At 35.7% G+C, this 24445-nt stretch carries 19 protein-coding genes; 4 read left to right on the top strand and 15 right to left on the bottom strand.

Annotation, left to right across the window (positions count from 1 at the left end; genetic code table 11):
- The first annotated feature begins 100 nt into the window (after positions 1-100).
- Both CIB95_RS10805 and CIB95_RS10800 read left to right on the top strand, forming a co-directional pair.
- The gene (locus CIB95_RS10805; protein WP_094925035.1) at positions 101-5209 is read left to right on the top strand and encodes an Ig-like domain-containing protein; all 5109 of its coding nucleotides are present in this window, start codon (positions 101-103) and stop codon (positions 5207-5209) included.
- A 119-nt stretch (positions 5210-5328) separates the two neighbouring features.
- Positions 5329-6561: an aminopeptidase gene (locus CIB95_RS10800; RefSeq protein ID WP_094925033.1), complete on the top strand. Its 1233-nt coding sequence runs from the start codon at positions 5329-5331 to the stop codon at positions 6559-6561.
- A 78-nt stretch (positions 6562-6639) separates the two neighbouring features.
- Here CIB95_RS10800 and CIB95_RS10795 read toward each other — a convergent pair whose 3' ends face one another.
- The 11 genes from CIB95_RS10795 to CIB95_RS10745 all read right to left on the bottom strand — a co-directional run bounded on the left by CIB95_RS10795 (position 6640) and on the right by CIB95_RS10745 (position 19683).
- A complete protein-coding gene (locus CIB95_RS10795; RefSeq protein ID WP_233144118.1) occupies positions 6640-9924 on the bottom strand; it encodes a M36 family metallopeptidase in 3285 nt (1094 codons plus the stop codon).
- Positions 9925-10171: 247 nt separating this feature from the next.
- Entirely contained in the window at positions 10172-10870 is a 699-nt protein-coding gene (locus CIB95_RS10790) for a tryptophan 2,3-dioxygenase family protein (RefSeq protein WP_094925031.1), read from the bottom strand.
- A gap of 11 nt (positions 10871-10881) precedes the next feature.
- On the bottom strand, positions 10882-11505 hold the full coding sequence (gene kynB / locus CIB95_RS10785) for an arylformamidase (RefSeq protein ID WP_094925029.1): 624 nt from the start codon (positions 11503-11505) through the stop codon (positions 10882-10884).
- A gap of 15 nt (positions 11506-11520) precedes the next feature.
- Positions 11521-12807, bottom strand: coding sequence for a kynureninase (kynU, locus tag CIB95_RS10780; RefSeq protein WP_094925027.1), 1287 nt, complete (start codon positions 12805-12807; stop codon positions 11521-11523).
- 120 nt (positions 12808-12927) lie between these two features.
- Positions 12928-13497, bottom strand: a complete 570-nt coding sequence (locus CIB95_RS10775; RefSeq protein ID WP_094925025.1) for a PilZ domain-containing protein — start codon at positions 13495-13497, stop codon at positions 12928-12930.
- Between the two features lie 302 nt (positions 13498-13799).
- Positions 13800-14603: a permease prefix domain 1-containing protein gene (locus CIB95_RS10770; protein WP_094925023.1), complete on the bottom strand. Its 804-nt coding sequence runs from the start codon at positions 14601-14603 to the stop codon at positions 13800-13802.
- Positions 14600-14941 carry a PadR family transcriptional regulator gene (locus CIB95_RS10765; RefSeq protein WP_094925021.1) on the bottom strand — a complete coding sequence of 114 codons (342 nt, stop codon included), beginning with the start codon at positions 14939-14941 and terminating at the stop codon, positions 14600-14602. The genes CIB95_RS10770 and CIB95_RS10765 overlap by 4 nt, the downstream gene beginning before the upstream one ends.
- A 91-nt stretch (positions 14942-15032) precedes the next feature.
- Positions 15033-16976, bottom strand: coding sequence for an insertion element protein (locus tag CIB95_RS10760; RefSeq protein ID WP_094925019.1), 1944 nt, complete (start codon positions 16974-16976; stop codon positions 15033-15035).
- On the bottom strand, positions 16969-17220 hold the full coding sequence (locus tag CIB95_RS10755; RefSeq protein ID WP_094925017.1) for a hypothetical protein: 252 nt from the start codon (positions 17218-17220) through the stop codon (positions 16969-16971). The genes CIB95_RS10760 and CIB95_RS10755 overlap by 8 nt, the downstream gene beginning before the upstream one ends.
- 302 nt (positions 17221-17522) lie before the next feature.
- A complete protein-coding gene (locus tag CIB95_RS10750; RefSeq protein ID WP_094925015.1) occupies positions 17523-18464 on the bottom strand; it encodes an L-threonine 3-dehydrogenase in 942 nt (313 codons plus the stop codon).
- Positions 18465-18495: 31 nt separating this feature from the next.
- Positions 18496-19683, bottom strand: coding sequence for a glycine C-acetyltransferase (locus CIB95_RS10745; RefSeq protein ID WP_094925013.1), 1188 nt, complete (start codon positions 19681-19683; stop codon positions 18496-18498).
- 191 nt (positions 19684-19874) lie between these two features.
- Here CIB95_RS10745 and CIB95_RS10740 point away from each other — a divergent pair, with 191 nt between their 5' ends.
- Entirely contained in the window at positions 19875-21095 is a 1221-nt protein-coding gene (locus CIB95_RS10740; RefSeq protein WP_094925011.1) for an NAD(P)/FAD-dependent oxidoreductase, read from the top strand.
- A 100-nt stretch (positions 21096-21195) separates the two neighbouring features.
- Here CIB95_RS10740 and CIB95_RS10735 read toward each other — a convergent pair whose 3' ends face one another.
- Positions 21196-21861, bottom strand: a complete 666-nt coding sequence (locus tag CIB95_RS10735; RefSeq protein ID WP_233144116.1) for an NAD(P)H-binding protein — start codon at positions 21859-21861, stop codon at positions 21196-21198.
- Positions 21862-21959: 98 nt separating this feature from the next.
- Here CIB95_RS10735 and CIB95_RS16355 point away from each other — a divergent pair, with 98 nt between their 5' ends.
- Positions 21960-22121, top strand: a complete 162-nt coding sequence (locus CIB95_RS16355) for a hypothetical protein (RefSeq protein ID WP_198949192.1) — start codon at positions 21960-21962, stop codon at positions 22119-22121.
- An 80-nt stretch (positions 22122-22201) separates the two neighbouring features.
- Here the strand turns inward: CIB95_RS16355 and CIB95_RS10730 are convergent, their stop codons facing one another.
- Genes CIB95_RS10730 through CIB95_RS10720 form a run of 3 tightly spaced genes read right to left on the bottom strand, consistent with a single transcriptional unit; the run spans position 22202 to position 24385 of the window.
- Positions 22202-22999 (bottom strand): ABC transporter permease subunit, encoded by a 798-nt coding sequence (locus tag CIB95_RS10730; RefSeq protein WP_094925007.1) that lies wholly within the window; start codon positions 22997-22999, stop codon positions 22202-22204.
- Between the two features lie 13 nt (positions 23000-23012).
- Entirely contained in the window at positions 23013-23888 is an 876-nt protein-coding gene (locus CIB95_RS10725) for an ABC transporter ATP-binding protein (protein WP_094925241.1), read from the bottom strand.
- A gap of 26 nt (positions 23889-23914) precedes the next feature.
- Entirely contained in the window at positions 23915-24385 is a 471-nt protein-coding gene (locus CIB95_RS10720; protein WP_094925005.1) for a hypothetical protein, read from the bottom strand.
- Positions 24386-24445: the final 60 nt, after the last annotated feature.

The raw sequence follows: 24445 nt of genomic DNA, 5'->3' as shown, positions 1-24445 counted from the left end.
TTCTTTTACTAAAAAATTGCATTTTTTATAATAATACGACAAATTTCGCCACTCCAATGGTATACTTATATGTATTGTCAAATATTATTCGGAGGTATTTATGAAAAGGAAACTCGCTTTATTTTTAACTTTTATTCTATTATTCTCACAATCGGTCTTCCCTCTTAATAGGGCCTTTTCTGAGTATGGTAGTAATCAAATTTTTAGCAACGTGGATTGGTTACCATACGCTGTCGGAGAAGGAAATGACCCTTTAGATCAAAACCCTAACTCAACAGACATAGCTGGTAATAGTGAATTACCCGCAGTCTCTTACTCCTATGATTCTACATACTTATATTTCAAAATGCGCCTTGATGCAAACCCTTTAAACAATAAAAATGATAACTTTGACCAATATGCTTGGACTGTTTTGTTTAATACTGACGGGAATGAACATGATTGGGAATACATGGTTTCTCTAAACGGTTTAGCAGAAACTGTTCAAATTGGTAAAAATACGGATAAAGAGCTAGATAGTTGGGGAGATCAAGCCGAAGATTGGCTTTGGACAGGTCCAGCAATAGATTATGCTGACGCACTTCCCATTGATGTTTCTCTTAGTAACTTTAATAATGACCAAGATTTCTTCGCTTATTGGGCTGTTCCATGGACAGATTTTGCGGCCGTTACAGGCTTAACACCAACTAGCATGATCCAACTTTTCTATGCGACATCTGCAAATGCTAGTAACTATAACAAGGATAGAATGGGTGGGCATCCGACATCTTTTGCTGATGCATGGGGTGAACCTATTTTAATTAATGGTACAACACCAAATCCACCAACTATTGAAATCGCTGGTGGCGATACAAAAACAACAAATGACAACACACCTTTAATTTCTGGATCTTCATCTGCAGCTGACGGTAGCTTTGTTGATGTTACTTTATATTTAAAATCAGATCCAACAAAAACATATACTTATCAAACTACTGTCGAGAACGGGCAGTGGCAAACACTTGTTACTACCGCTTTAAATAATGGTGTATATAATGTTTCGGCTATTGTTGAGGAAGATGGGCAATTTGGTATCGACGAACAAGAATTAACTGTTGATCCTTCTCAAATTATTGCTCCTGAAATAACCATTACAACGCCGAGTACTGGCAGTGCAGTTACAGATAGCACACCAACAATCTCAGGTTCCTATACTAGTGGAACTTCTACTAATAACATCGTAGTCGAATTTATTAACGGAAACAATGTTGTTGCTACTGGAAGTGCATCTCTTGCAAACGGTGTATGGGAATTTACCCCAAACAGTAATTTACCTTTAGGGACGTATCAAGTAAAAGCAACAATAACCGATGAAATAAACCAAACTTCAACTTCATCGATTGAATTATCTGTTGCTGAAGCAAAAGTATTAAATATAAATATTGATACGATTAACCCACTAGTCACTAATATTGTTACTCCTGTTTTCACAGGTTCATCCAACGCAATGGACGGTGTTACTATTTTTGTAACGATTAATAACACGTCATATACTACAACTGTTTCTAATAGTTCATGGTCAGTGCAATGGCCAGAAGCTTTAGCTGAGGGAACATACGTTGTAAGTGCTTCTGTAGAGGAGCAAGGACAAACAGCAAGTGATTCTATAAACTTAATTGTTGATACGACAAAGCCTACATTATCTATTAATGGCGGAACCGAGCGTACGACTAATGAATCTACTCCTACGATTAGCGGGACAACCGATGCTCCTGATAACTCAGTAGTTACTATTACTTTAAATGGTAAGAGTTACACGACTACTGTTACTGATGGCACTTGGACAGTCGATGTTGGTGAACTAACTGATGGTCAGTATGAAGTGACTGCGACGATTACTGACGAAGCTGGAAATACTACGACTGCTAAGCAGTCATTAACAATCGATACGACTGGACCGGCTATTGTCATTACTTCTCCTGAAAATGGAGCTATTTTAAATAATCATACTCCTACAGTTACAGGTACTGTCGAAGCTGGTAGTACTGTGCTTGTTGAATTTATTGATGTGAACAATAGTGTTGTCCACTCTGGACATGCTACTGTGACAAACGAAAATTGGACATACACGCCAACAGGAAATTTAAACGAAGGAACTTATTCTGTAAAAGCTACTGGTACTGATGCATTAGGTAATCCGAAGAGTACATCTATTACAATTACAATCGATGTTACTGCACCAACTCTTACAATTAATGGCGGAACCGAGCGTACGACTAATGATTCAACTCCTACTGTCAGCGGGACAACTGATGCTCCTAATGGTGCAATCGTTACTGTTACTGTAAACGGGCAAAGTTATACGGCTACTGTTACTGATGGCACTTGGACAGTCACTGTTGATGAATTAATTGATGGTACGTATGAAGTGACAGCTACGATTACTGACGAAGCTGGAAATGTTTCTACAAAAACACAAACGTTAATTTTATCTACAATAGGACCAGAATTAAAAATTGATTCACCTGAAGAAGGTGCATTACTAAGCAATTATCATCCAATAATATCAGGTACAACAAATGGTGATAAAGTTACAATAACGATTTATGATATGTTAGAAAAGATTATTGAAACTGGCGTTGCCGAGCTAGATGAAGATGGAAACTGGACATACAATACTGTTAGTAGTCTTTCTGATGGAACATATTTAGCAAAAGCAATTTCTACCTTTAATAACGGAAATGATACAGAAGCTTCAGTGAGCTTTATCATAGATGTTACTGCACCAACTCTTACAATTGATGGTGGAACTGAGCGTACGACAAATGATTCAACTCCTACTATTAGTGGGACAACTGATGCTCCTGATAATTCAGTAGTTACTATTACTTTAAATGGTAAGAGCTACACGACTACTGTTACTGATGGGACATGGACAATCGATACTGATGAACTAACGGATGGTACGTATGAAGTGACAGCTACGATTACTGATGAAGCTGGAAATAGCGCGACTGCTAAGCAGTCATTAACAATTGATACGACTGGACCAACTATTGCCATTACTTCTCCTGAAAATGGAGCTGTTTTAAACGACCAAACTCCTACAGTTACTGGTACTGTTGAGGCAGGTAGTACCGTCATTGTTGAATTTATTGATGAAAACAATAGTGTTGTTCACTCTGGACATGCTACTGTGGCAAACGAAAACTGGACATACACGCCAACGGAAAACTTATTGGAAGGTACTTATACTGTAAAAGCTACCGGTACTGATGCTTTAGGTAATCCGAAGAGTACATCTATTACAATTACAATCGATGTTACTGCACCAACTCTTACAATTGATGGTGGAGCTGAGCGTACGACAAATGATTCAACTCCTACTGTTAGTGGGACGACTGATGCTCCTGATAACTCAGTAGTTACTATTACTTTAAATGGTAAGAGTTACACGACTACTGTTACTAATGGGACATGGACAATCGATGTTGATGAATTAACTGATGGTACGTATGAAGTGACAGCTACGATTACTGACGAAGCTGGAAATAGTACGACTGCTACACAATCATTAACGATTGATACTTTAGCTCCAGAAGTAAGTATTGATAATCCTCTAGATAATAGTGTTTTAGAGTTAGGAGATATACCTATTACTGGAACTGCCGATGTTGGAAGTAAGGTCACGTTAGTTTTAGATGACAACGAACCTATTACACTAACAGCTAATGAAAATGGTGAATGGATATATCATCCAACACCTATTCTCTCGGAAGGGATTCATATAGTGACTGTAACTGCAGAAGATGACCAAGGAAATGTCAGTGAACCAGTTAGCATTTCCTTCAAGGTTGTTGATCCAAATGTAATTGATGAAACTGAGATAAACATTACTATTGATTTATCAGCACAACCACAGAATATCTTAGGAAATGGAATAGACCATACAATTTTAACAGCAAAGTTAACTGATACTAATGGTGAACCTCTAGTAAACTATGAAGTGAAGTTTTCTGCACCTGTAGGCTCATTCCCTGAAGGTTTCATTGCATTTACAGACCAGACTGGGATTGCAACTGTAAAATATGTCTCTGCTAAAACTGAAAGTGATGAAACTCTTTCATACCTTGTTAGCGCAAAGGCCTATAATCTCGATGGTAACTTTGTAGAACAAGAACAAATATCTATTTCTTTTAACCCTGCTATCATTTCAGGTGTTGTCATTGATAATGAAACAAATGAACCAATTCATAACGCAAAGGTCGTATTATCTTCTGACTTTAATCAAGATGGTACGATTGACTTTACAACAACTGTACTTAGCGATGTAGAAGGAAAGTATGTCATTACAATACCTAACGGAAATGTTAGCTATTTATTAGAAATTACAAAACCAGTATTAATTGGGAATACAATGCAAGATGTTACCTTTAAACAAAGTGTAACTGCCGGTTCTGTAAGTGGTTCTGGCACAGACGAATTCTATTCTACTGAATCTGCTACCGGTATTATTCTCTTGAGTGATGGTAGTAATGGTACGTTAAGTTTAGAAAACTACGATAGCATTATTGTTGAAGTTGAGGATGAAAGTGGGGACATTACTAGTCTAAATGGCTCTGTTGATGCACGTACTGGAGTGTTTCTCATAGATGGCTTGGATGTTAATAAAGCTTACACTTTAAAGTTTTATTATGTATTTGAAGATGGTTCAAAAATTCAAGTGTCAAGTTTAGCTGTCGTTATTTCAAATGATGGTGAATTAAATATCTCCTCTTGTTTAATTGATCCATACGGTACTATTACAAATAAAGAAACTGGTGAGGTTATTGAAGGTGCTGTAGTTGAGTTATATTATGCTGACACAGTTCGAAATCAAGAAAATGGAAGAGTGAAGGATACTTTAGTAGAACTTCCAATTCTTACTTTCCCACCAAATGATAATCACAATCCGCAAAACAGTAGTGTTGAAGGTAAATATGCGTACATGGTATATCCTGAAGCGGATTACTACATTTTAGTTAAGAAGAATGGTTATGAACTTTATGAAAGTCCTGTTATTGAAGTAAACCAAGAAATAGTTAGGCATGATATTGAATTAACGCCAATTCCTCAAGAGTTGCCTGCAACGGCAACATCTTATTACAATTATTTAGTAACTGGGGTACTTCTCCTATTTATAGGAGTATTAACAATTTTCCTTTATAGAAGAAATCGTTACAGTAACTAAATTATTTAAAAAACGAAGTGAGATAAATCAATCTCTCTTCGTTTTTTCTATTTCTTTGTAACATATCCTCTACCCTTCTCGTCTATAATTTTAAGAGACAGTTAAGGGAGAGTATTTGCATGGATAATTTCAATAAATTATTAAAGAAATACGCAGAAGTAACAATTCACATTGGACTTAATATTCAAAAAGGGCAGAAGCTTGTTATTCAAGCACCCATTGAAGCCGCACAGTACGTTAGGTATGTCACAAAAGCTGCATACGAAGCTGGTGCATATCTCGTATACGTTGAGTATCACGATGAAGAGATAAATTTACTTAAAGCAACTCATGCACCTTTTAAAGCTCTAGAAGAAGTTCCACAATGGAAAGTAGATGGTATGACCCAATTAGCGAAAGATAACTGCGCATTTCTAAACATTTATGCCCCTAATCCCGATTTATTAAAAGATGTAGCTCCAGAAAGAGTGGCAGCTTCCAAAAAAGCTATGGGATCAGCTATGAAAGAAATGAGTGAAATGATCGGGAGCGGTAAAATTAGTTGGTCACTTGTATCCATTCCAACCGAAGCTTGGGCGAAAGCTGTTTTTCCTGGCGAGCCACTTGCGTCAGCATTGGAAAAGCTTTGGGAAATGATTTTCTTCGTGACAAGAGTAGACCAAGAAAATCCTGTTATGGCTTGGGAACAACATATTGAACGATTAAATTTGAAAGCAAGCTTATTAAATAACAAGCGCTATAAATATTTACATTATAGCGGTCCTGGGACAAACTTAACGATTGAACTTCCTAAGAAACAACATTGGATATGCGCAGAGTTTACGAATGAAAAAGGGATAGATTTTGTACCAAACTTACCAACTGAAGAAGTGTTTACTGTACCTTTAAAAAATGGAGTTAATGGTACCGTCTCAAGTTCAAAGCCATTAAACTTATCTGGTACCTTAATAGAGAATTTTAGTTTTACTTTTAAAGATGGAAAAGTCATAGAATTTAATGCCGAGAAAGGCTATGATGCATTAAAACATTTATTAGAAACAGATGAAGGTGCTTCTTACCTTGGAGAAATCGCTATAGTACCACATGACTCACCAATTTCAAATTCAAATCTCGTCTTTTATAATACGTTATATGATGAAAATGCTTCGTGTCATTTAGCGCTCGGAAACTGCATCCCTATAGCATATAAAGGTGGAAATAAAATGACAAAAGCTGACCTTATAGCTGATGGTTTAAATGATAGTATCACTCATGTTGATTTCATGATAGGTTCTGGCGAGTTAAATATAGATGGTGAAACAGAGGACGGAAAAATTGAAGCAGTATTTAGAAATGGAAACTGGGTAATTTAATCATTTTCATACGCTGTTGCAAATACCAAAATTTACTTTACTAGAAAGGGATGCCAATTAATTTGGCATCCCTTTTTTCTAGTATGGACTTATTGCTTTTACGTTTACTGTAACATTAGCTCCTGTGTATAATGCTACAAAAATATAGCGTGTTCCACCAGGGATTACTCCAGATTCATTCGCGCCCGAAGTTGCGATGGAACCAATGAGACTAAAGTTTTTATCGTAGAAGTATACATCTAAATCTAGTGCCGTTGAGTTATCTCCAATGACACTTACATTATAACCTCCGTAATTATAACGGTCTCCATCATTTGATGGGAGTGTAATGACATAACCATCCACACCTTGTGAAACAGGGTTAGGATTTTGAGTAGTTATAAACTCATTTTCTGTTACTCCACCAGTAGCATCTACACCAGCTAATTGACCAATTCCATTTGCAGCATTACCACCTAGAATTGTGAATGGTCCTGATTCGAAGTCTGGTAGCGGTGCAATTTCAATTTGTTCAACATCATTACTCTTTGATGAAAATGCTTGAATTTCTCCAACCTGGATATATCCTTTTCCATTATATTGTGAGCTTTTAGCAACTAATTTTAAATATTTTGCTGTAACAGGATTAATATCAAATCCTCTATAATGTAAATCTGGAGTAGCTGGTCTTGGTAAACCGTAAGTAAATGTATCATCCACAACTGTTTGCCAATTCAAGCCATCTTCAGATACTTGAACTTCGAAATCCTTTAAAGTAGCATAACGAGATTTAGCAATGTCCTTAAATGCACTTACTTGAATGTGTGAAATGGTTACTGGCTCATCACCTGCCAAGTCGACAATAAACTCAGTTCCCATAAATCCATTTTCTTGTACGGAAGAAGCGTAAACACTTCCTTCTGTATCGTCTATTGCATTCTTTAATGGATTACTTTCTTGTTCATCTGTACTGTTAGGAGAAATTGTTGCTCCGTTAAACATTGATGCCAAGTTAGGTGATAGCTGTTTGTTAAGTTTAGTTGTTTTCCCTTTAGTAATTATCACATTTTTAAATGTATGAGAGCCAAATCCTTGTGCTTGAACAGTGATATCATACGTGCCATCTACTATATCAAAAGCAAAGTTTCCGTTTTCATCTGTTTTTACAACTTCACTAGTACGAGCTTCAAACTGCCCGACAATTACTCTAATTCCTTCTAAAGGCTCTTTTGTATCTTTATTAATAAATGTACCAACAAGCTTTCCATTTTCTGTTGCATCAGGATGCTTGAATGTTGTAGTAACATCTGTATCATTTCCATCAGAGATTGCACCTTCTCCTAAACCTCGTTGGGCAAATGCCTTCCAAATTGTGTTGCTATACTTTCCACCATAACGATCGTATTCTGCTGCAATAATTGCAGTACGCATTTCATCAAAAGATGGATCTGGAGTCGAGATTGGCATTGCATCCATGACAAGATGTTCGATTACTTTTTCACCTTCTGCTTTCCCATACTCATCGATTAGCGCTGTTCTAACATGCCATAAGATTGAAGACCAAATCTCTCCATCAGCATGTACTTGTGGTCCAAGAATGTCATAACCAATATCACCGAAGTTATACGGTGATTCAGATAACGAATAATTACGAATTCCTCTTTCGTTGTTATTTGTTACATAAGCACCTACCACTGGTTCCTTTTGTAATCCTTCTTTCATTAAGTAATGCATTGCGAAGAAGTCTCCCCAAGCTTCTCCCATTGAGCCAGCTTGATGACTCCCTAATGCTTCTCCACCTGCTACGTAACGATTAGAAAGTGCATGAGAGTATTCATGATAAATAATCCCTGCATCAAAATCACCATCTGCATATGCGCCTTCAAAAGCACCTGCAATTGGCTCCCATAAAAACATTCCACTCCATGCTGCTGTTCCATCTGGAAGTGTTAACATGTACGCATTGTCTCGACCAGTATACGTCGGTGCCCCTCCAGATAAAGCTCCAGCTTGAACAAGGCCTAAAATTGGATCTCCGTCTAAACCTCCACGACCCATGTTGGTTGCTTGCATGTTACCAGCAGGCTCTGTCCAACCTAGATTGTATAAATAGTCATGAAAAAGATTATGATGATAGAAAAGGTTTGTCGTAGCACTATACACGTCTTCTGAATAGGACGTTGCTACTGTCCCTTCTGGATTAGCATTGTTTGTTGTTGCCCAAGCATCTTTAAATGTATATTTAAACTTACCATTTACTGCATAAGGACGAACGACACCAGGTGCTTCAGGAGCTAAAAAGTTACTCCAGTTCGCGAATGTATCAGCATTGTTACCTAGTGTCGTAACACTTGTCGCACCTGTATTTGAGAATATCCAACCTAAAGGAGAGGCTATAGGATCACCTGCAAACGACTTAACTGTTTGATAACCACCACCATCTTTTGAACCTGGGAAGTTTTCAAAAATTAATCCTTCAGCAGCCCCTGTTAAATGATCAACTAATGAACGTTGATACAGTTTCTTTCCTGTTTCTGCATCAATTACAATTTCAAACCCTTTATCCAGCTCTTCTACATATAAAACACGGAATGCTGGACGAACACCGTCATTCGTAATAAAAGCAGCTTTTTTCACACGCTGGACAGTTGGGAATACCTCTAATCCTGAAAATACGTCCCATCCATTTTCGTCTTCTAATGCTTCTGGCATGAAATTAACTATTGGTTTGTGCAAAGCGACTGCTTTCATTAACGCATCAGCTGCCGTTAGCTTATATTCACCAATTAACTTAGCGGAACGACTTGGGTTTCCTGTAACTGAAAGTATCTTCCCGTCTCTATTTACAGCTACGATAATCCGTCCTCCGTAGACCGATTCAATTCCGTTAAATGTTTGCTGGAATGTCACTGGGTGCAATCCAGTACCAGGTAATTCAAAGTCTCTAATTACTTTAAAGTTTGCAATATCTGCTGCCGTTAATCCGTAAATTGCTGCATTTTCCTCTAGCCAATTTCGAGCAATTGTCACTGCATCACCACTAGTAGCAGCAGTTAAATAACCTTCATTTTTCACAATCATTGAAGGCGTTCCGAATTTTTCATTCCACTTAATATGAACTTTAGATCCTAGTTTACTGACAGCATTTATTTGATCCTCAGTAGGTTTAAAGACTTGCATGCTTTCTCTCACATCAAAGATTCGTGTTTCGGAATGGTCGTGCCCATCCTCATGAGGTGGCAACATAACTCCGCTTTCTACAGAAGAAATATCAGAGCTTGGTAGATTAGTAAAAGCTGATCCACTTCCAACAAATAAAAGCTGACTTGTTAAAAATGCTGTTGATAGCACTTTCAAAAACTTACCTGTTCCTTTTCTGTTCATCTTAACTCCTCCTAATTTCATTTCAAAAGCAACTTAATATACAGAATATTTATACATTTCATTAAGCACTGTAATTGAAACGAAAGCAATAGAGTTTAATGATGTTTGGACTTTTGTTCACTCAAAATATGCCGGATGTACAAAACTGTAATAGACCTTATGACATATACAGTTATACTGAATACGTTACTTGACCAGTTTTAAGGCGCAAAAAAGACCCGCAAAAAATTTGCGAGTCTAAAATCTGCTAATCTTCTAATGGTTTTGCGTCATAACTACTTCCAGTCCAATCAGTAAGTTCGCATACCGCTTGCCAAAGTTCTGGATAAAACTCTTGGCGCATGCCTTTTTGTAACATTTGAGCAGGAACGCCTTTTAAGCTATTTGTATTTATACCGATCATGCGACGCACAATTTGAAAATGATGATAACGAAAGCTTTGGAACGCTTCGTCAAATTGGTTCATCTCTTTCATGAGTTCATATAAATCAAAGTTCTCTCTAAATGTTTTATGCAGTTCAAGTGCTGTTAAGTTTCTATTTTCAAGTAACTTTGCAAACGGCTCATAAAGTGTTGGTCCTTCTTTTAAAATTGCATTAAACCCTGGCGAATCTTGCCCACTTCCTTGCCCTAGTGAAAGACGGATCGTATGGTAGTCTCTTGGACTAATAACCTTAGTCATGCTGAACACTTCTGGGACATGTTTCACTTGTAAATTAACACGTTTCATTTGCGCTGTAGCTTCGATAATTTCTTTGTTTTCCATATGCTTTTTAGCTAAGTCTAAATATTGTAAGATTAATTTAAAATGTAATTCGGCAATTTGGTGAACCATTTGGAATGTTAACTCATCCTCACAACAAAGTTCTTCTTGTTTCTTTTGTAAGTTCAGTAATTCTTCAGTACGAATATACTTTTCATAATCTGATAGTTTGTTTTGATTCATTTTTATTCCTCCTAAAGGATTGGTTTTAATACTGCTCGCACAGGACTACCATCTGCCTCACTTAATGCTAGAGGTAAGGCCATTAGTTCGTAGCGGCCTGGTACAATATGTTCCAAGTTAATTCCCTCTAATATATAAATCTCATGTTTATGAAGGCCATGATGTGCTTCTAGCTCTTTGCTATTTAATGGGTCAACAGATGGAACATCCACACCAATTAGTCTTACACCTTGTTCCGATAGAAATTGTCCAATATCTGGACGTAAATACGTAATTGTTTCCGGGAAAATAGTGGCATCTTTCCATGAGTTCGTTTTTAATAATATTCTTTCGACACCCTCGAAGTCGATGTGCTTTAGGTCATCTGCGCCAATACTATCTTTTCCAGTCATATCGACTACTAGTGCTTCACCAACATAAATATTAATATCTAAATCTTTCACTTTTTTCCCTTCATTATCAAAGTGAAATGGCGAATCAATATGTGTACCTGTATGAATACTCATTGTTATTTTCCCTACATTTACAGAACCACTTTGTTCTTTTGACCAGCTTACTTCGTAGTTAAACTCCGTATCCCCTGGCCAATTCGGAACACCTTTTTGTAAAGGGCGAGAAATATCAATTAAACTCATATTCGAACGTCCCCCTTAGGCTACTACTCCACGTTTGTTTTCAAATTTTTCATATTCTTTATCATTCATTATACGTTTTAAAATTTGAATTACTTTCCAAACATCATGGTATGTGTTGTATAACGCAATCGGTGCTAAGCGAATAATGTTCGGTGAACGGAAATCTGGAATTACACCATTAGCTTTTAGTGCCTTACATATCCTTGCCGCTTCCTTATGTTCTAAACATACATGACCACCGCGGCGAACATCGTCTCTTGGGTTTCCGATTTCAAATCCTAAACCTGCAAGCTCACTTTCCATTAAGTACATCATATAAGCAGTGCTATAGAGTGATTTTTCACGAACCTTATCAATTGTAGCTTCTGTGAAAATTTCTAATGACCCTAACAATGGTGCAGTGCTAAATACATGTGGAGTCCCTATTTGGAAAGCTCCCGCGTGCTCTGCAGGTGTAAAAATATGCTCCATATCAAACTGCTTATCTTTACTTGATCCAAACCAACCAGTAAGTCCAGGAACCTGATTAAAATGTTTTTTATTTACATACAAGCTAGCAACTCCACCAGGTCCACTATTTAAGTATTTATAATTACACCAATATGCAAAGTCAACGCCCCACTTGCTTAATTCATGAGGGATTGCACCAACAGAGTGACATCCATCAAAGCCAATTAGTATTCCACGGTCGTGAGCTTCTTTTGTTAACCTTTCCATATCAAGTAGTTGTCCGCTTCGGTAAAGAACTGTTGGTAATATAATTAAGGCAATTTCATCCGACATTGCAGCAATAATATCATCTTCCTCTATTAATCTACCATCACGGCTTTCCACTCGGACCAAATGCTCATTTGGATCATAGCCTTTAAGCTTCAACTGACTTTGAAGTGCGTAGATGTCAGAAGGGAAATTTAATTCATCTGCTAAGATTTTAGTACGTTTTCCTTTTGGTTGGTAAAACGTAGCTACCAACTGATGTAAGTTCACTGTAGTAGAACCAGTTACTATTACTTCTTCTGTTAAAGCACCAACTAAAGGGGCAGTTAACGAACCTAATCGTTCTGATAGATAAAACCACGGGTGCTTACCTTCTAACCAGCCATCTATCCCTAATGTTTTCCAATCCTCTATCGACTCTAAAAGTGTCTTCTCTGCTCTCTTTGATATTAATCCTAATGAATTTCCATCCATATAAATGCTGTTAGGCTGCAGGTAGAATTCATCTCGGTATTTATTTAATACATCTGCTTTATCAAGTTCCATTGCAAAACTTTCCGTTAATTGAAAGGAATTTTTATTCATTTTTTCCTCCTTGTTTATACAGTCTAAATTAATTTTAAGGACTCCACTTATGAAGTGTCAATGTTTTAAGAATTTTTAAACAAAAAAACTCACTTAATAGCGAGCTTATTTTGGCATTTTCTATATTGTTCTATTTAGTTTTTTTCGTTTAGGTAAAGTTGACCGCTTCTTGTCACGGTTAAAAGACATGATAATTCTTATTAGGCGACTTTCATCAACTACTGATATTTTTTTAAAATCGATGCCATATGTTATTAAAGAATCTTTATATGTTTCTGTTTTTCTAACTACATGCCCTTCTAATTTAAAATCCTCTTCTAGTGCGAATTTCACCGCTACAATAACTTTATCTCGTACAGGTAAATGTTGATCAAATATAACTCTCATGCCTGTGCCACTAATATCTACTAATCTACCTTTACCTTCAATAGGTTTTTCATTCACATTTTTGTCTCCAACATTAATAACAGTTAAATAACAACTTTGCTTTTCATCCATAAAATTAATTCTATAGCTTCGTCGTCTATTAGATAGGCTTTTGGCAATCGCTTCCTTAGCTATTGTAATCAGCCCTTTTTTCTTTCCGTCTTTTTCATCCGCTGTTAATGTTGCCAAATTAAAATAAATGGATAATGCTAATAATGGTACTAATATTAAAACGGCCATCTCAACACTAGTTAAACTGCCCAAATTTCTCACCCTTCACTACTTGACGGTTAAATAATTTTAATATTCTATTAAATTATACCAAAAAACTATGGTAAGGTAATGGTGTATTTTAATATACTTCTTTATTTTTCTACTTTTTTTATTTTCGCGTATACGTTACAAAAAAAAACTACCCTATTTAAAATTAACGGGTTCGGTTGTTGAGGAGAAAATGCAAAATATTACTGTAAATAAGACATCAATTAACTAATGTTTTAACAAAGAAATAACAACTAAAATAACATATAAAAACGCCCAGGTAGTCCTGAGCGTTTTTTGCTTTCTTATTTGTCAGAAAGTGCTGCATTTTTCCCTCTCAAAGAATAAACCAGATAACCAATAACATTGAAGAAAGCAAATGCAATAATCCATCCAGCATTCAAGCGGTTTCTATGATGAGCATTGATAATCGCCCAAAGAGTAAATAAAACCCAATATATTGAAACACCTACAAGAAATATATTAAATGCTAAACTATCGTGGATTTTCGTACCAATACCAACAAACCAAACGTGTTCTTCATCGGTTCCACTATTGTCCCAACCGTTACCAAATACTTCTGATATCCAAATATCCTTTTGGTACATAAAATCTGGTTCTCCTCTTAAAGCATCAGGGTTGTTATCAAGATTAAAAACCTCAATTCGTTTAATTGTTTCATTTTCTTCAACTATCGTTGTAATCTCTTTTTTTATTTCCGCCGTCAATACTTCGCTTTCACCTAGACGTTCCAGTAAGTTGAAAGCTACTTCTTCACTTTTTTCATAATTTTTATCACCGATAAACATCATTGTTGCAAATATCACTGAACCTAGTACAAGAAAAACTAATGCAAAATTAAGCATCCATTTTGCAAATACTTTTTGTGCTTTAAACAGTTGTCCCACAACAGAACGTATTTCTTTTTCTCCGCCAAATCTTTCTATTGCAAGCTCAATTGCTTCTTGTTCACTCTTTCCTTCTGATTTCAATTCGTGAACCGATTCTAACAGATGATTTTTCATCTCTTTTTTTAACTCTTCTATTTCTTTTTTGTTTCCACTTGCACTTTGATAAACCTCATCCACAAACTTTTCTATCTGTTTCATACTTTATCTCCCCCTTCAATAAATTTATCAATAATTTGTTTAACAAATTGCCATTCCTTACGCTTTTCTACAAACCCTTCTTCACCTAAAGGCGTAAGTTTATAATATTTTCTTCTTCCTCCAGGTCCTTGTTCATCACCCCAATAAGAAGAAATCCATTCATTTTTTTCTAATCGCTTTAAAGACAAATAAAGCGTTCCTTCCTTTAGTTCGAATTGTTCTTCGCTTTTTTCTCTCACTAATTTAGCTAATTCATACCCATACATATCCTGACTATGTAAAAGCGACAAAATCAACGTATCAATATGACCTTTTAAAACTTCTTTATTTACTTCCATAATCTCACCTCCTATTTCACTATAAATAATATTACTTAATTATGCAAGGTATTCCTTCAAAAAAATATCATCCCATTAAAAATAGGATGATTTATCTAAGGTAAATTATATCTTTTAAAGAGAATTGTTTATCAGTTAAACCCAACCGTTGTGCGGGTGTTGCAGTTATATCTTTCGTCTTATAAGGCTTACAAAAGTTGTAATAGGTTCGAAGAATAGTTATAGCCATTTGTGCATATTTCGGGTTGAAATTTGAGTAGATATAAGTTTTACCATCACCGCGTGCTGTTGTCAGAGGTCTTTCAAGGATAGATATACTTCTTCGAATATGATGAATGAATGTGTTAGTAGCATTATCATTTACGTTCAACATCAACGAAGCTACATCCTTTGGTTCTAGGGACGATAGATTCGTTGTGCAATCCACAGAACGCTTACCTCTATCAATAGTGGCGAGCGGATGTAAAATAGGGTTGTCAGCATACTCCAAATGAGTTCCAGATGGTGTTATCACTTCTTTATGAAAAGTGTGTGTTTCAAATAACTCCGACATTTGAAGGTAAGCTAGTTTTCGTAATGACCTTGTTCCATAGCCTCGCAGTGTTCCCCAATTTATTAAATCCACTCTCGCTTGTACGAATTCTTCACGAGCTTGTTTTCTTGTTTTGGTCTTATCCGTTTGACAAAGAAAATGATGAGCGTCAGATAGTCGTATTTCCTTCGAAAAGACACGATTGATAGAAGTCATAAGCGAATGGTCTTCATCGGTCACAAAACGCCATTCTCTTGCCTTTACAAGTTGTTTAATAAGCCATAGATGTGCAATTGTTGTGTAAGTCGAACCGACGTGTAAACCATCTGTATATTTGGCTCTTCGTTCCACCAAAGTAAGTTCCTTATAATACTCGCTTTTATTTTGAGTATCGTTAGCAGAAGGAGGCTGAGGATAATGACTAAACTTTGGATAATGAGCGTGTTTTTTAGCAAATTCATTTAAATGGTCTTCTTTTTGTAAGACTGTATCTAAGGCAATATCTCCAAGTGCGACTTCCCAATCATAGGCTACGTCACCTCGAAACACATACCGAGATTCCACATCAGCAGATACAACAGTGTGAGTAGGGAACTGATTTTCTTCTACATCATCGTATCGGCTGCCGCCCATTCCTTTTTGACGTACATTGTTCAAATAGTAGGTCATTTTATCTGTATTAACCCACATTTCTTTGAATTCTAATTTTTGTAAGGGTTTGATTTCGTGTCTTTCTAAAAATTCTAAGCATCTACGATAGAGGAATTCTAATTTATCGTAATAGGTTCCTCTGCCAATCCCTAAAAATTCACAAGTTTTCGTTACAGGCGTTCGACTTAATAGTAGTTTTGCAAATGATAGGTTGATTTCATTTCGTTTTTGATTATAGGTAGAAGATTGTTCTCTACCAGGTGTTAATGTTGTTTTCTTTTTACAGATTTTACATTGAAATCTTTGGGTCCCTAATCTACCTTTACCTTGTTTATAGAACGATTCAGGCTCGGTAAATGGTGTTGAAACTTCAGCTATACACCCTGCCTTGTGAAATACATAATTAGGTTCATTATCTTGTACTGAATTTATTCGAACGAGACGTTGGATTTCTTGAGCAACAGACCAGTTAGATAAAGTGGAGGTGTAGCAACCTAATACACCTCCAGCAGTACCTGTTGGGTCTGGATTGCATTTTATAGATTTGTGTGTTGAAATGCCTGAAAGTTTATAACGGGTAGGTTTTCCTTTAGTCGGGTACTTCACTTGCGGTTGACTATGGTACTTACAATACGGATTCGCACAATGATTGTATTGAATTTGATATGTGAAACCATCCCACGTAAATTCAGTTGGGGCGAAAAGTAAATCTTTATATTTTGTACCAAACTGTTTTGGAGTGAGAACATTATAATCTTTGTTTCTCTCACCGATTTCACTCATTGAAAGAGGCGAGAGGACATCCACTAAATTTCCATCTTCTCTTGTAGCCAAACGTTTTAATTTAGCCAATCTTTTCGTCACCTACTAACCCTTCAATCTCAAGCTGTTTTACAATTCTTCGATTGTTTCTTTTGCTTTCAATCCAAGCAATGAAGTCTCTGTCATCAAGAAGATTTAATAGGAACCTATTCACAATTTCACTTTCGGTATATTCCGTGTATTCTGCATAAGTTTTTACTAAATTCCTTACACGTTCTGATACAAGCCAATCTACATTTTCAGCGTTATCGTTCTTTGGTTTAATGAATTTCATCCTTATATACCTCCAGTCTGAAAATTAGCATACTAATAGTATAACCAATTCACACCAGTTTTAGCACTAATTTTAGCACTAATTTTAGCAACACCGCATAAATTTATGTTGTGTTGCTAAAATTAGTGTCAAAAGTAATGCTAATTCATATGTTAATTTCTTAAAACCATTGATATAGTAATAAAAAAAGAGACGATAATTCATCTACGAATTATGTCTCTAAATATAATGTTATTTAATGTTTTCTCCCCAGCAACCGAACCCGTTAATTTAAAATGGGTAGCTTTTTCAAATACTTTTATTTATTTCGCCTTTAGTTTGCTTAGCATATCTTTCGTCATGCTAGCTAAATCATACTTTGCTTTAAAGCCCCACTCTTCTTTAGCACAAGTTGGGTCAATCGCATTTGGCCAGCTATCAGCAATTCCTTGTCGTACCGGGTCAACATCATAACTAATTTCAAACTGTGGAATATGCTTACGTATTTCTGCAGCAATCTCTTCCGGTTCAAAACTCATCGCTGTTACGTTAAAGGAATTACGGTGAATTAATTTTGAAGGGTCTGCTTCCATTAAATCTACAATAGCATTTAGCGCGTCTGGCATATACATCATGTCCATGTATGTACCTTTATTAATGTAGGAAGTATATTTACCTTCTTCTAATGCTTTATAGTATATATCTACTGCATAATCCGTCGTACCTCCACCTGGAGGAGCTGCATAAGAGATTAAACCCGGAAAACGTAACCCACGTGTATCTACTCCAAATTTTTGATAGTAATAGTCACATAATAGTTCTCCAGAAACTTTATTCACCCCATACATTGTCGTTGGACGTTGAATCGTATCTTGTGGCGTGTTATCTTTTGGCGTACTCGGACCAAATGCTCCAATGGAACTAGGCGTGAAAAATTTACAATTTAATTCACGAGCTACTTCAAGGGCATTAACTAGGCCACCCATGTTTAAATTCCATGCTAATAGTGGTTTTGCCTCCGCTGTTGCCGATAATAGTGCAGCTAAATGCATAATCGTATCGACATTATACTTCTTCGCTATCGCTAACATTTTTTCATGGTCAGTTACATCAAGTAGTTCAAACGGCCCTGAAGTTACAACCTCACTTTCAGGTTGGCGAATATCGGTGGCAATAACATTTTCATGGCCATATTCATTTCTTAGTTTCATCGTTAATTCAGAGCCAATTTGACCTAATGCTCCGGTTATTAAAATCTTTTTCATATTGTATCCTCCGTACTAAGCAAATGTAATTTTATATAATGCCCATTTCTTTTCCAACTTTTTCATAAATAGCTATAGCTTTATCTAACATTTCTTCTGTATGAGCGGCTGTTGGCATATTACGTACTCGCCCAGTTCCTTTTGGTACAGTTGGGAACACAATTGACTTTGCATATACGCCTTCTTCATTTAAACGTTTACTGAATGCTTGTGTTTTTACTTCATCACCAATAATAACAGGTGTAATAGGTGTTTCACTTTCTCCAATATCAAAGCCCAACTCACTTAAACCTTTTTTCAAGTAATTTCCGCTTTCCCAAAGCTTGTCATGCAATTCAGTGCTTTCTGCAAGTATCTCTATTGCTCTTTTTGCAGCAGCTACATCAGCAGGTGTTAAAGCTGTTGAAAACAAAAATGGACGGCTACTTACTTTTAACCAATCAATTAACTGTTTCTTTCCAGCGACATAACCACCAATTACACCAATTGCTTTAGATAGAGTTCCAATTTGAAAATCAACTTTATCTTGTAGACCGAAATGCTTTACAGTTCCTGCACCTTTACCTAACACGCCAGAGCCATGAGCATCATCGACATATGTTATTAAATCAAATTCTTCAGCTATCTCTACAATTTCCGGAAGTTTAGCAACGTCACCATCCATCGAGAAAACACCGTCAGTAATAACCATTACTTTATTGTATAATCCAGATTCTGTTGCTTCTTTTGCTTTTGCACGTAAGTCATCCATATCTGAGTGTTTCACTCGAATGATTTTCGCTTTAGAAAGGCGACATCCATCAATAATTGATGCGTGATTCAATTCATCTGAAAGAATGGCATCATTTTTATTCATTACAGCTGATATAGCAGCCATGTTACAGTTAAATCCAGATTGATATGCAATAGCCGCCTCTGTCTTTTTAAAACTTGCAATTGTTTCTTCTAATTCTAGATGTAACTTCATTGTTCCGTTAATTGTTCGTACAGCACCTGCACCAACACCATATGTATTTACAGCGTCAATTGCTGCTTTTTTTAATCTGTCATCTGTTGCTAATCCTAAATAGTTATTGGAAGATAAGTTAATAAGCTCTTTGCCACCAATTTTAATAGTCGGTCCATTTGGGCTTTCTAATGGATCAATTTCATTGTATAACCCTCTTGTTTTTAAGTCCTCTAAGTTATCTTGTAAAAAACTATCTAATACTTTTGCCATGAAAATTCCCTCCATTCAAATATTATTAGTATGTCAATATTTCATCTATGTAAGCACTTTAATAAATGTTTAGCTTCCAATATTACTTTAACAAATTTCTTTGTTAATTGGTAATCATTTCACACGTTACATTTCTAATTATTTGCTGCGCATACTATAAGTGAATGTCTGATTACGAAAGGAAAGTAATAATGGATCTCCATAGTGGAACATATTTTTGGCCACAAACCTACCTAGATGCCCCTACTTATGAGCAGTTAAACGAGAATATTTCATGCGACGTGTTAATCATAGGTGCTGGTTGTTCCGGAGCACATTGCGCTCATTATTTAAGTCAATTCGACCTCAATGTTGTTGTTATAGATAAACGAGAAGTCGCTCGGGGGAGTACTGTCGTCAGTACAGCTCTATTGCAGTATATTGGTGATAAAATGTTCCATCAGTTAGCACATTCTTTTGGCGAGGAAATTGCTGCTTTGCATCATCGCCTTTGCAAACTGGCAATCGATGATATTGAAAAATTATCAAAGACAATGGATGTTAATCCACATTTTCAACGGAGAGATAGTTTATTATTTTCTAGCTCTCCTGACGATGTCTCAATGCTTAAAAAGGAATATAATATTTTAAAAAAGTACAACTTTCCTGTTGAGTGGCTAACAAGACAAGACATTGGCAAGAGATATTCTTTTACGAAGGATGCAGCTATAACGACATTAAATGATGCAGAAATTAATCCTTATATATATACACATAACTTAATTAACATAGCTGCCAAACGAGGGGTCCGAGTATATGAACGAACAGAAATTATCGGTAAAAAACTAGAGAAACACAATGCCACCTTATTCACAAAAAACAAACGTAGTGTTAAAGCAAAACATGTTATCTTTGCTACTGGATATGAATATTTTCAATTTAAGAAAGAACGTAACACTTCTCTTGAAAGTTCTTATGCTTTATTTACGAACCAGTTAACAGAAGATACTTTCTACCCTTGGTATAAGCGATCACTTATTTGGGAGACTGCAAGACCTTACTTGTACATTAGAACGACCAATGATAATCGAGTGATTATTGGAGGATTAGATGAGCCAACATCCCTTGCAGAAATACGCGATGCAAAATTAATTAATAAGAAAAATAAGTTAATAAAAGTTTTTAATGAGTTGTTTCCCACTATTAAGGTGAGACCTGAATACTATTATGCGGCATTTTATGGTGGAACACATGATGGGTTACCGATGATTGGAATGTACGAAGAGTTACCTCATTGTTATTTTTTACTTTGTTTCGGTGATAATGGATTAGTATATAGTAACGTAATGAGCAAAATAATTGGTGATAGCATTGTGAAAGGAACTAGCGAGCATTTACCTATATATTTACAAACACGCCCATTGAAGCCATAAAAAAATATCTTAAAAACCACCACTTCAATACTCGTAAAGCATATCGGGGAAAAGTACCGCTTATGGAGTAGGATAGCGGTGGTAGATTTAGATTAGTTTTCTATATTGTTTCCTGCATATTTGCAGATTTATAAGTATGAACTCCTTCTTGAGGTCCATGTAATGCAATATTTAACATTGATTTCGCTACCTTTTCACCGGAAATCCCTCGATATGTTTTTAGCGGTCCGATTAAAATAACATGTAATTCTTTCATTAATAAAGCCCCTATACGTTCTCCTAAACGGAATTCATCTCTTTCTCCTAAAAGGAGTGATGGCTGGAAGATATGTAAACTTTTTAAACCAACTAATTTTAATTTGTCTTCCAGGTTACCTTTAACTCTATTGTAGTAAAACTTAGACTTACTGTTTGCACCCATAGCTGAGGTCACCAAAAACTTTTCTGCGTTACTTTCTTTTGCTAATCTCGCGGCTAAAAGTGGATATTCAAGATCAACTTTTTCAAAGTGTTCTCTGCTTTTTGCCTTTTTAATTGTCGTTCCTAGACAACAAAAGACATCATTTACTTCAAATAAGGCTTGATATGTTTTCATATTTTCAAAATTAATAAGCTGTTCATTTAACTTCTTATTTTCAATTTTTAACGAGCGGCGAACAAGCACAGTTACTTCTTCATATTGCTCATTTTGTAACAGTATGTTTACTAGTTGTCTGCCAACAAAGCCAGTTGCTCCGAGGACTAACGCTTTTCTCTTTTTCATCATAAATCCCCCATCTCTTTTTCTTTAGTTTATGACATTTAGCTTTTTTATGCATTTTTCTTTAAAAATGGTAAAAAATAGGTTGGTGGAGGTGGTATCTTTTGAAAAAATCAAGCAAATACACAATTGCTGGTACAAATATTGATGAAGTAAAGCAACGCAATGCCTCATCTGGGTTATCTTACAATGAAGCCTTAACATTATTAGCGCAAACAAGTGGCTATAGTTCAAATACTATTCGATTTCCGAAAGGCCAAAAGTAATAGTATAGGAAAAGCGATACACTTGGGTGCATCGCTTTTTTAATCTAAAACAATTTTCATTAATTAATAATCTTACAAAGTTAAACTGCTAAGTCTTTTTTATGGTAAATAACATAGGAAGCTACAATACTTACACAAATGATTAAAGTCATACATACTAAATATAACGGTTTTATTGTTTGCTCAACTATTATAGTAACAGAATCTATATATTCAAATGGACTAAAGTACTTTAAGAATTCCGCCTTATTTGTAATGCTTGCTAAGATGTTTAAAAAGTAGGTAACGAACACAATCCCTAAAGAAATAGACATAATACTTTTTGATTTTCTCATTACACTTGAGACTAAAAACGCTAGTGATGCAAATGTTATGTGCAGTAAGAAAGGCGCGATTGAAATTAAGAGAAATACTTTAAGTGGAACAACTTCATCACTTCCGATTTTAAATCCAATAAAAGTAGCAGCCGATAATAAAATGTTAAACTGTGTGATCGCTGCCAATAATGCGAATAACTTCTGCGTAATTACCTCTTTCCGAGTTATAGGTTTAGATAATAAAAACTCTGCCGTTTTATCACTTTCTTCTTTTACTACAATATTTCCAGCTAAAAGGACTGCAAATATGCTCCCAAATAAGGTAGCGAATAAGTAACCTTCTATAGAATAAAACCCTATCACGGTATCAAATCCTAATTGATCGATATTAAAAGCAGCTTTTAATGCGTCTGGATAAGATTCAAGCAGTTCATTAATATTCTCTGTGCTTTTGCTGATTTCTGGATACATACTTAACATCATAACAATTAGTCCACCCAAGATAGTAAACCATATCCATAACCCTTTTTGTGCTTTAACTAGTTCTCTTTTAAAAATCATCTTATCACCTCGCTTATTTCTCGTAATAATGCATAAATATTTCTTCTAGAGACGGCTCTTCAATTCGAATATCGCGGAGAGGAAAAGAAGCTAATTGTTGCACAAGCTCTCGGGCCTCTCCATTGTAAAGAAATTGCATTTGCTCCCCGTCCTCTTTTACATCCATTGCACCATTTATTGTAAGGTCTTGTTTATAATCACTAGCTAAGCTTATATATACTTTTCTAAATTGAGTACTACGCAAATCTTCAATGCGCTCTACTTTCAATATCGAACCATCTTTAATGATTGCTACCCGATCACACATCTTCTGCACTTCTCCTAAGTAGTGGGAAGAAAAGAATACGGTTGTCCCTTCCTTTTGCTTTTCTTTTAATATCTCAAAAAATGACTGCTGCATTAAAGGGTCTAGTCCACCTGTTGGTTCATCTAAAATTAGAAGCTTAGGCTTATGTAATAAAGCTTGAACAATACCGACTTTTTTTCGATTCCCAAAAGATAAATCTTCTATTTTTCGCTCAATGTTCAAGTCTAATGAATGAGCTATTTTCTTATAGTAGTCTTTATCGAAACTTTTATAAAACTTGCCGGAGTATTCGAGTAGATCTTTTACTTTCATATCATCATAATAATGCACTTCAGAAGGCAAATAACCAATAAATTCACGTATTTCTTTTGTCTCTTTTACGATATCCTTACCAAAGATTTGTGCACCACCACTAGTGGGATAAATGAAATTAAGTAATGTTCGTATTGCCGTGCTTTTCCCTGCACCATTAGGCCCAATAAAACCAAAAATTTCTCCTTCATCCACCGAAAAGTTAATGTTCTCAATCCCTTTAACTTTACGATAATACTTTGTTAAATTGGTCACTTCAATCGCTTTCATCATTCTCCCCCACCTTTTTTTACAATCTAAATGCTACTTTCTATTGTATGTATATCGTTCTCTACTAATTGTTTATATTCCTCATTTTCTATTTTGGATATTATCTCCTTACATTTTTCCTTTTGTACGCTCGATTCATTCTCTTTACCTAGTACCGCATAAGCCCTCGACAATGCCTCATGGGCATAAGCCATGTAAAAAGGTTCGAGGTTATTATTAAAGCTTATTTCAAGACACCTTTCAGCATAATATAACGCCCTTTCACCAATTTGTAATACCGCATACACTCTAGCCAACTGCCAATAACCAACTGAAATATTTGTTGCAGTAACGTCTTTTACTTTTGTCCAATGATAAAATGAGGAATGTGCTTTATGAATCATTTCCTCATCCTCTTGTTTTGTTCTATCTACTTTTTCTAACAAGTCCCAAACCGCATTAAAGCAATTCACAGCGTGTTGCCTATTTGTTAAGTTCACTACCTTTGTTTCTTTCATAAATAAACTCCTTATTATCGTTATATACTTTCTGAAAATTATAATATTTAATTCTATGGT

Origin of the sequence: Lottiidibacillus patelloidae (assembly GCF_002262935.1) — a bacterium.
Classification (GTDB): Bacteria; Bacillota; Bacilli; order Bacillales; family SA5d-4; genus Lottiidibacillus; species Lottiidibacillus patelloidae.
The sequence above is the reverse complement of the archived record's forward strand: the minus strand, read 5'-3'. Positions and strand labels throughout refer to the sequence as shown.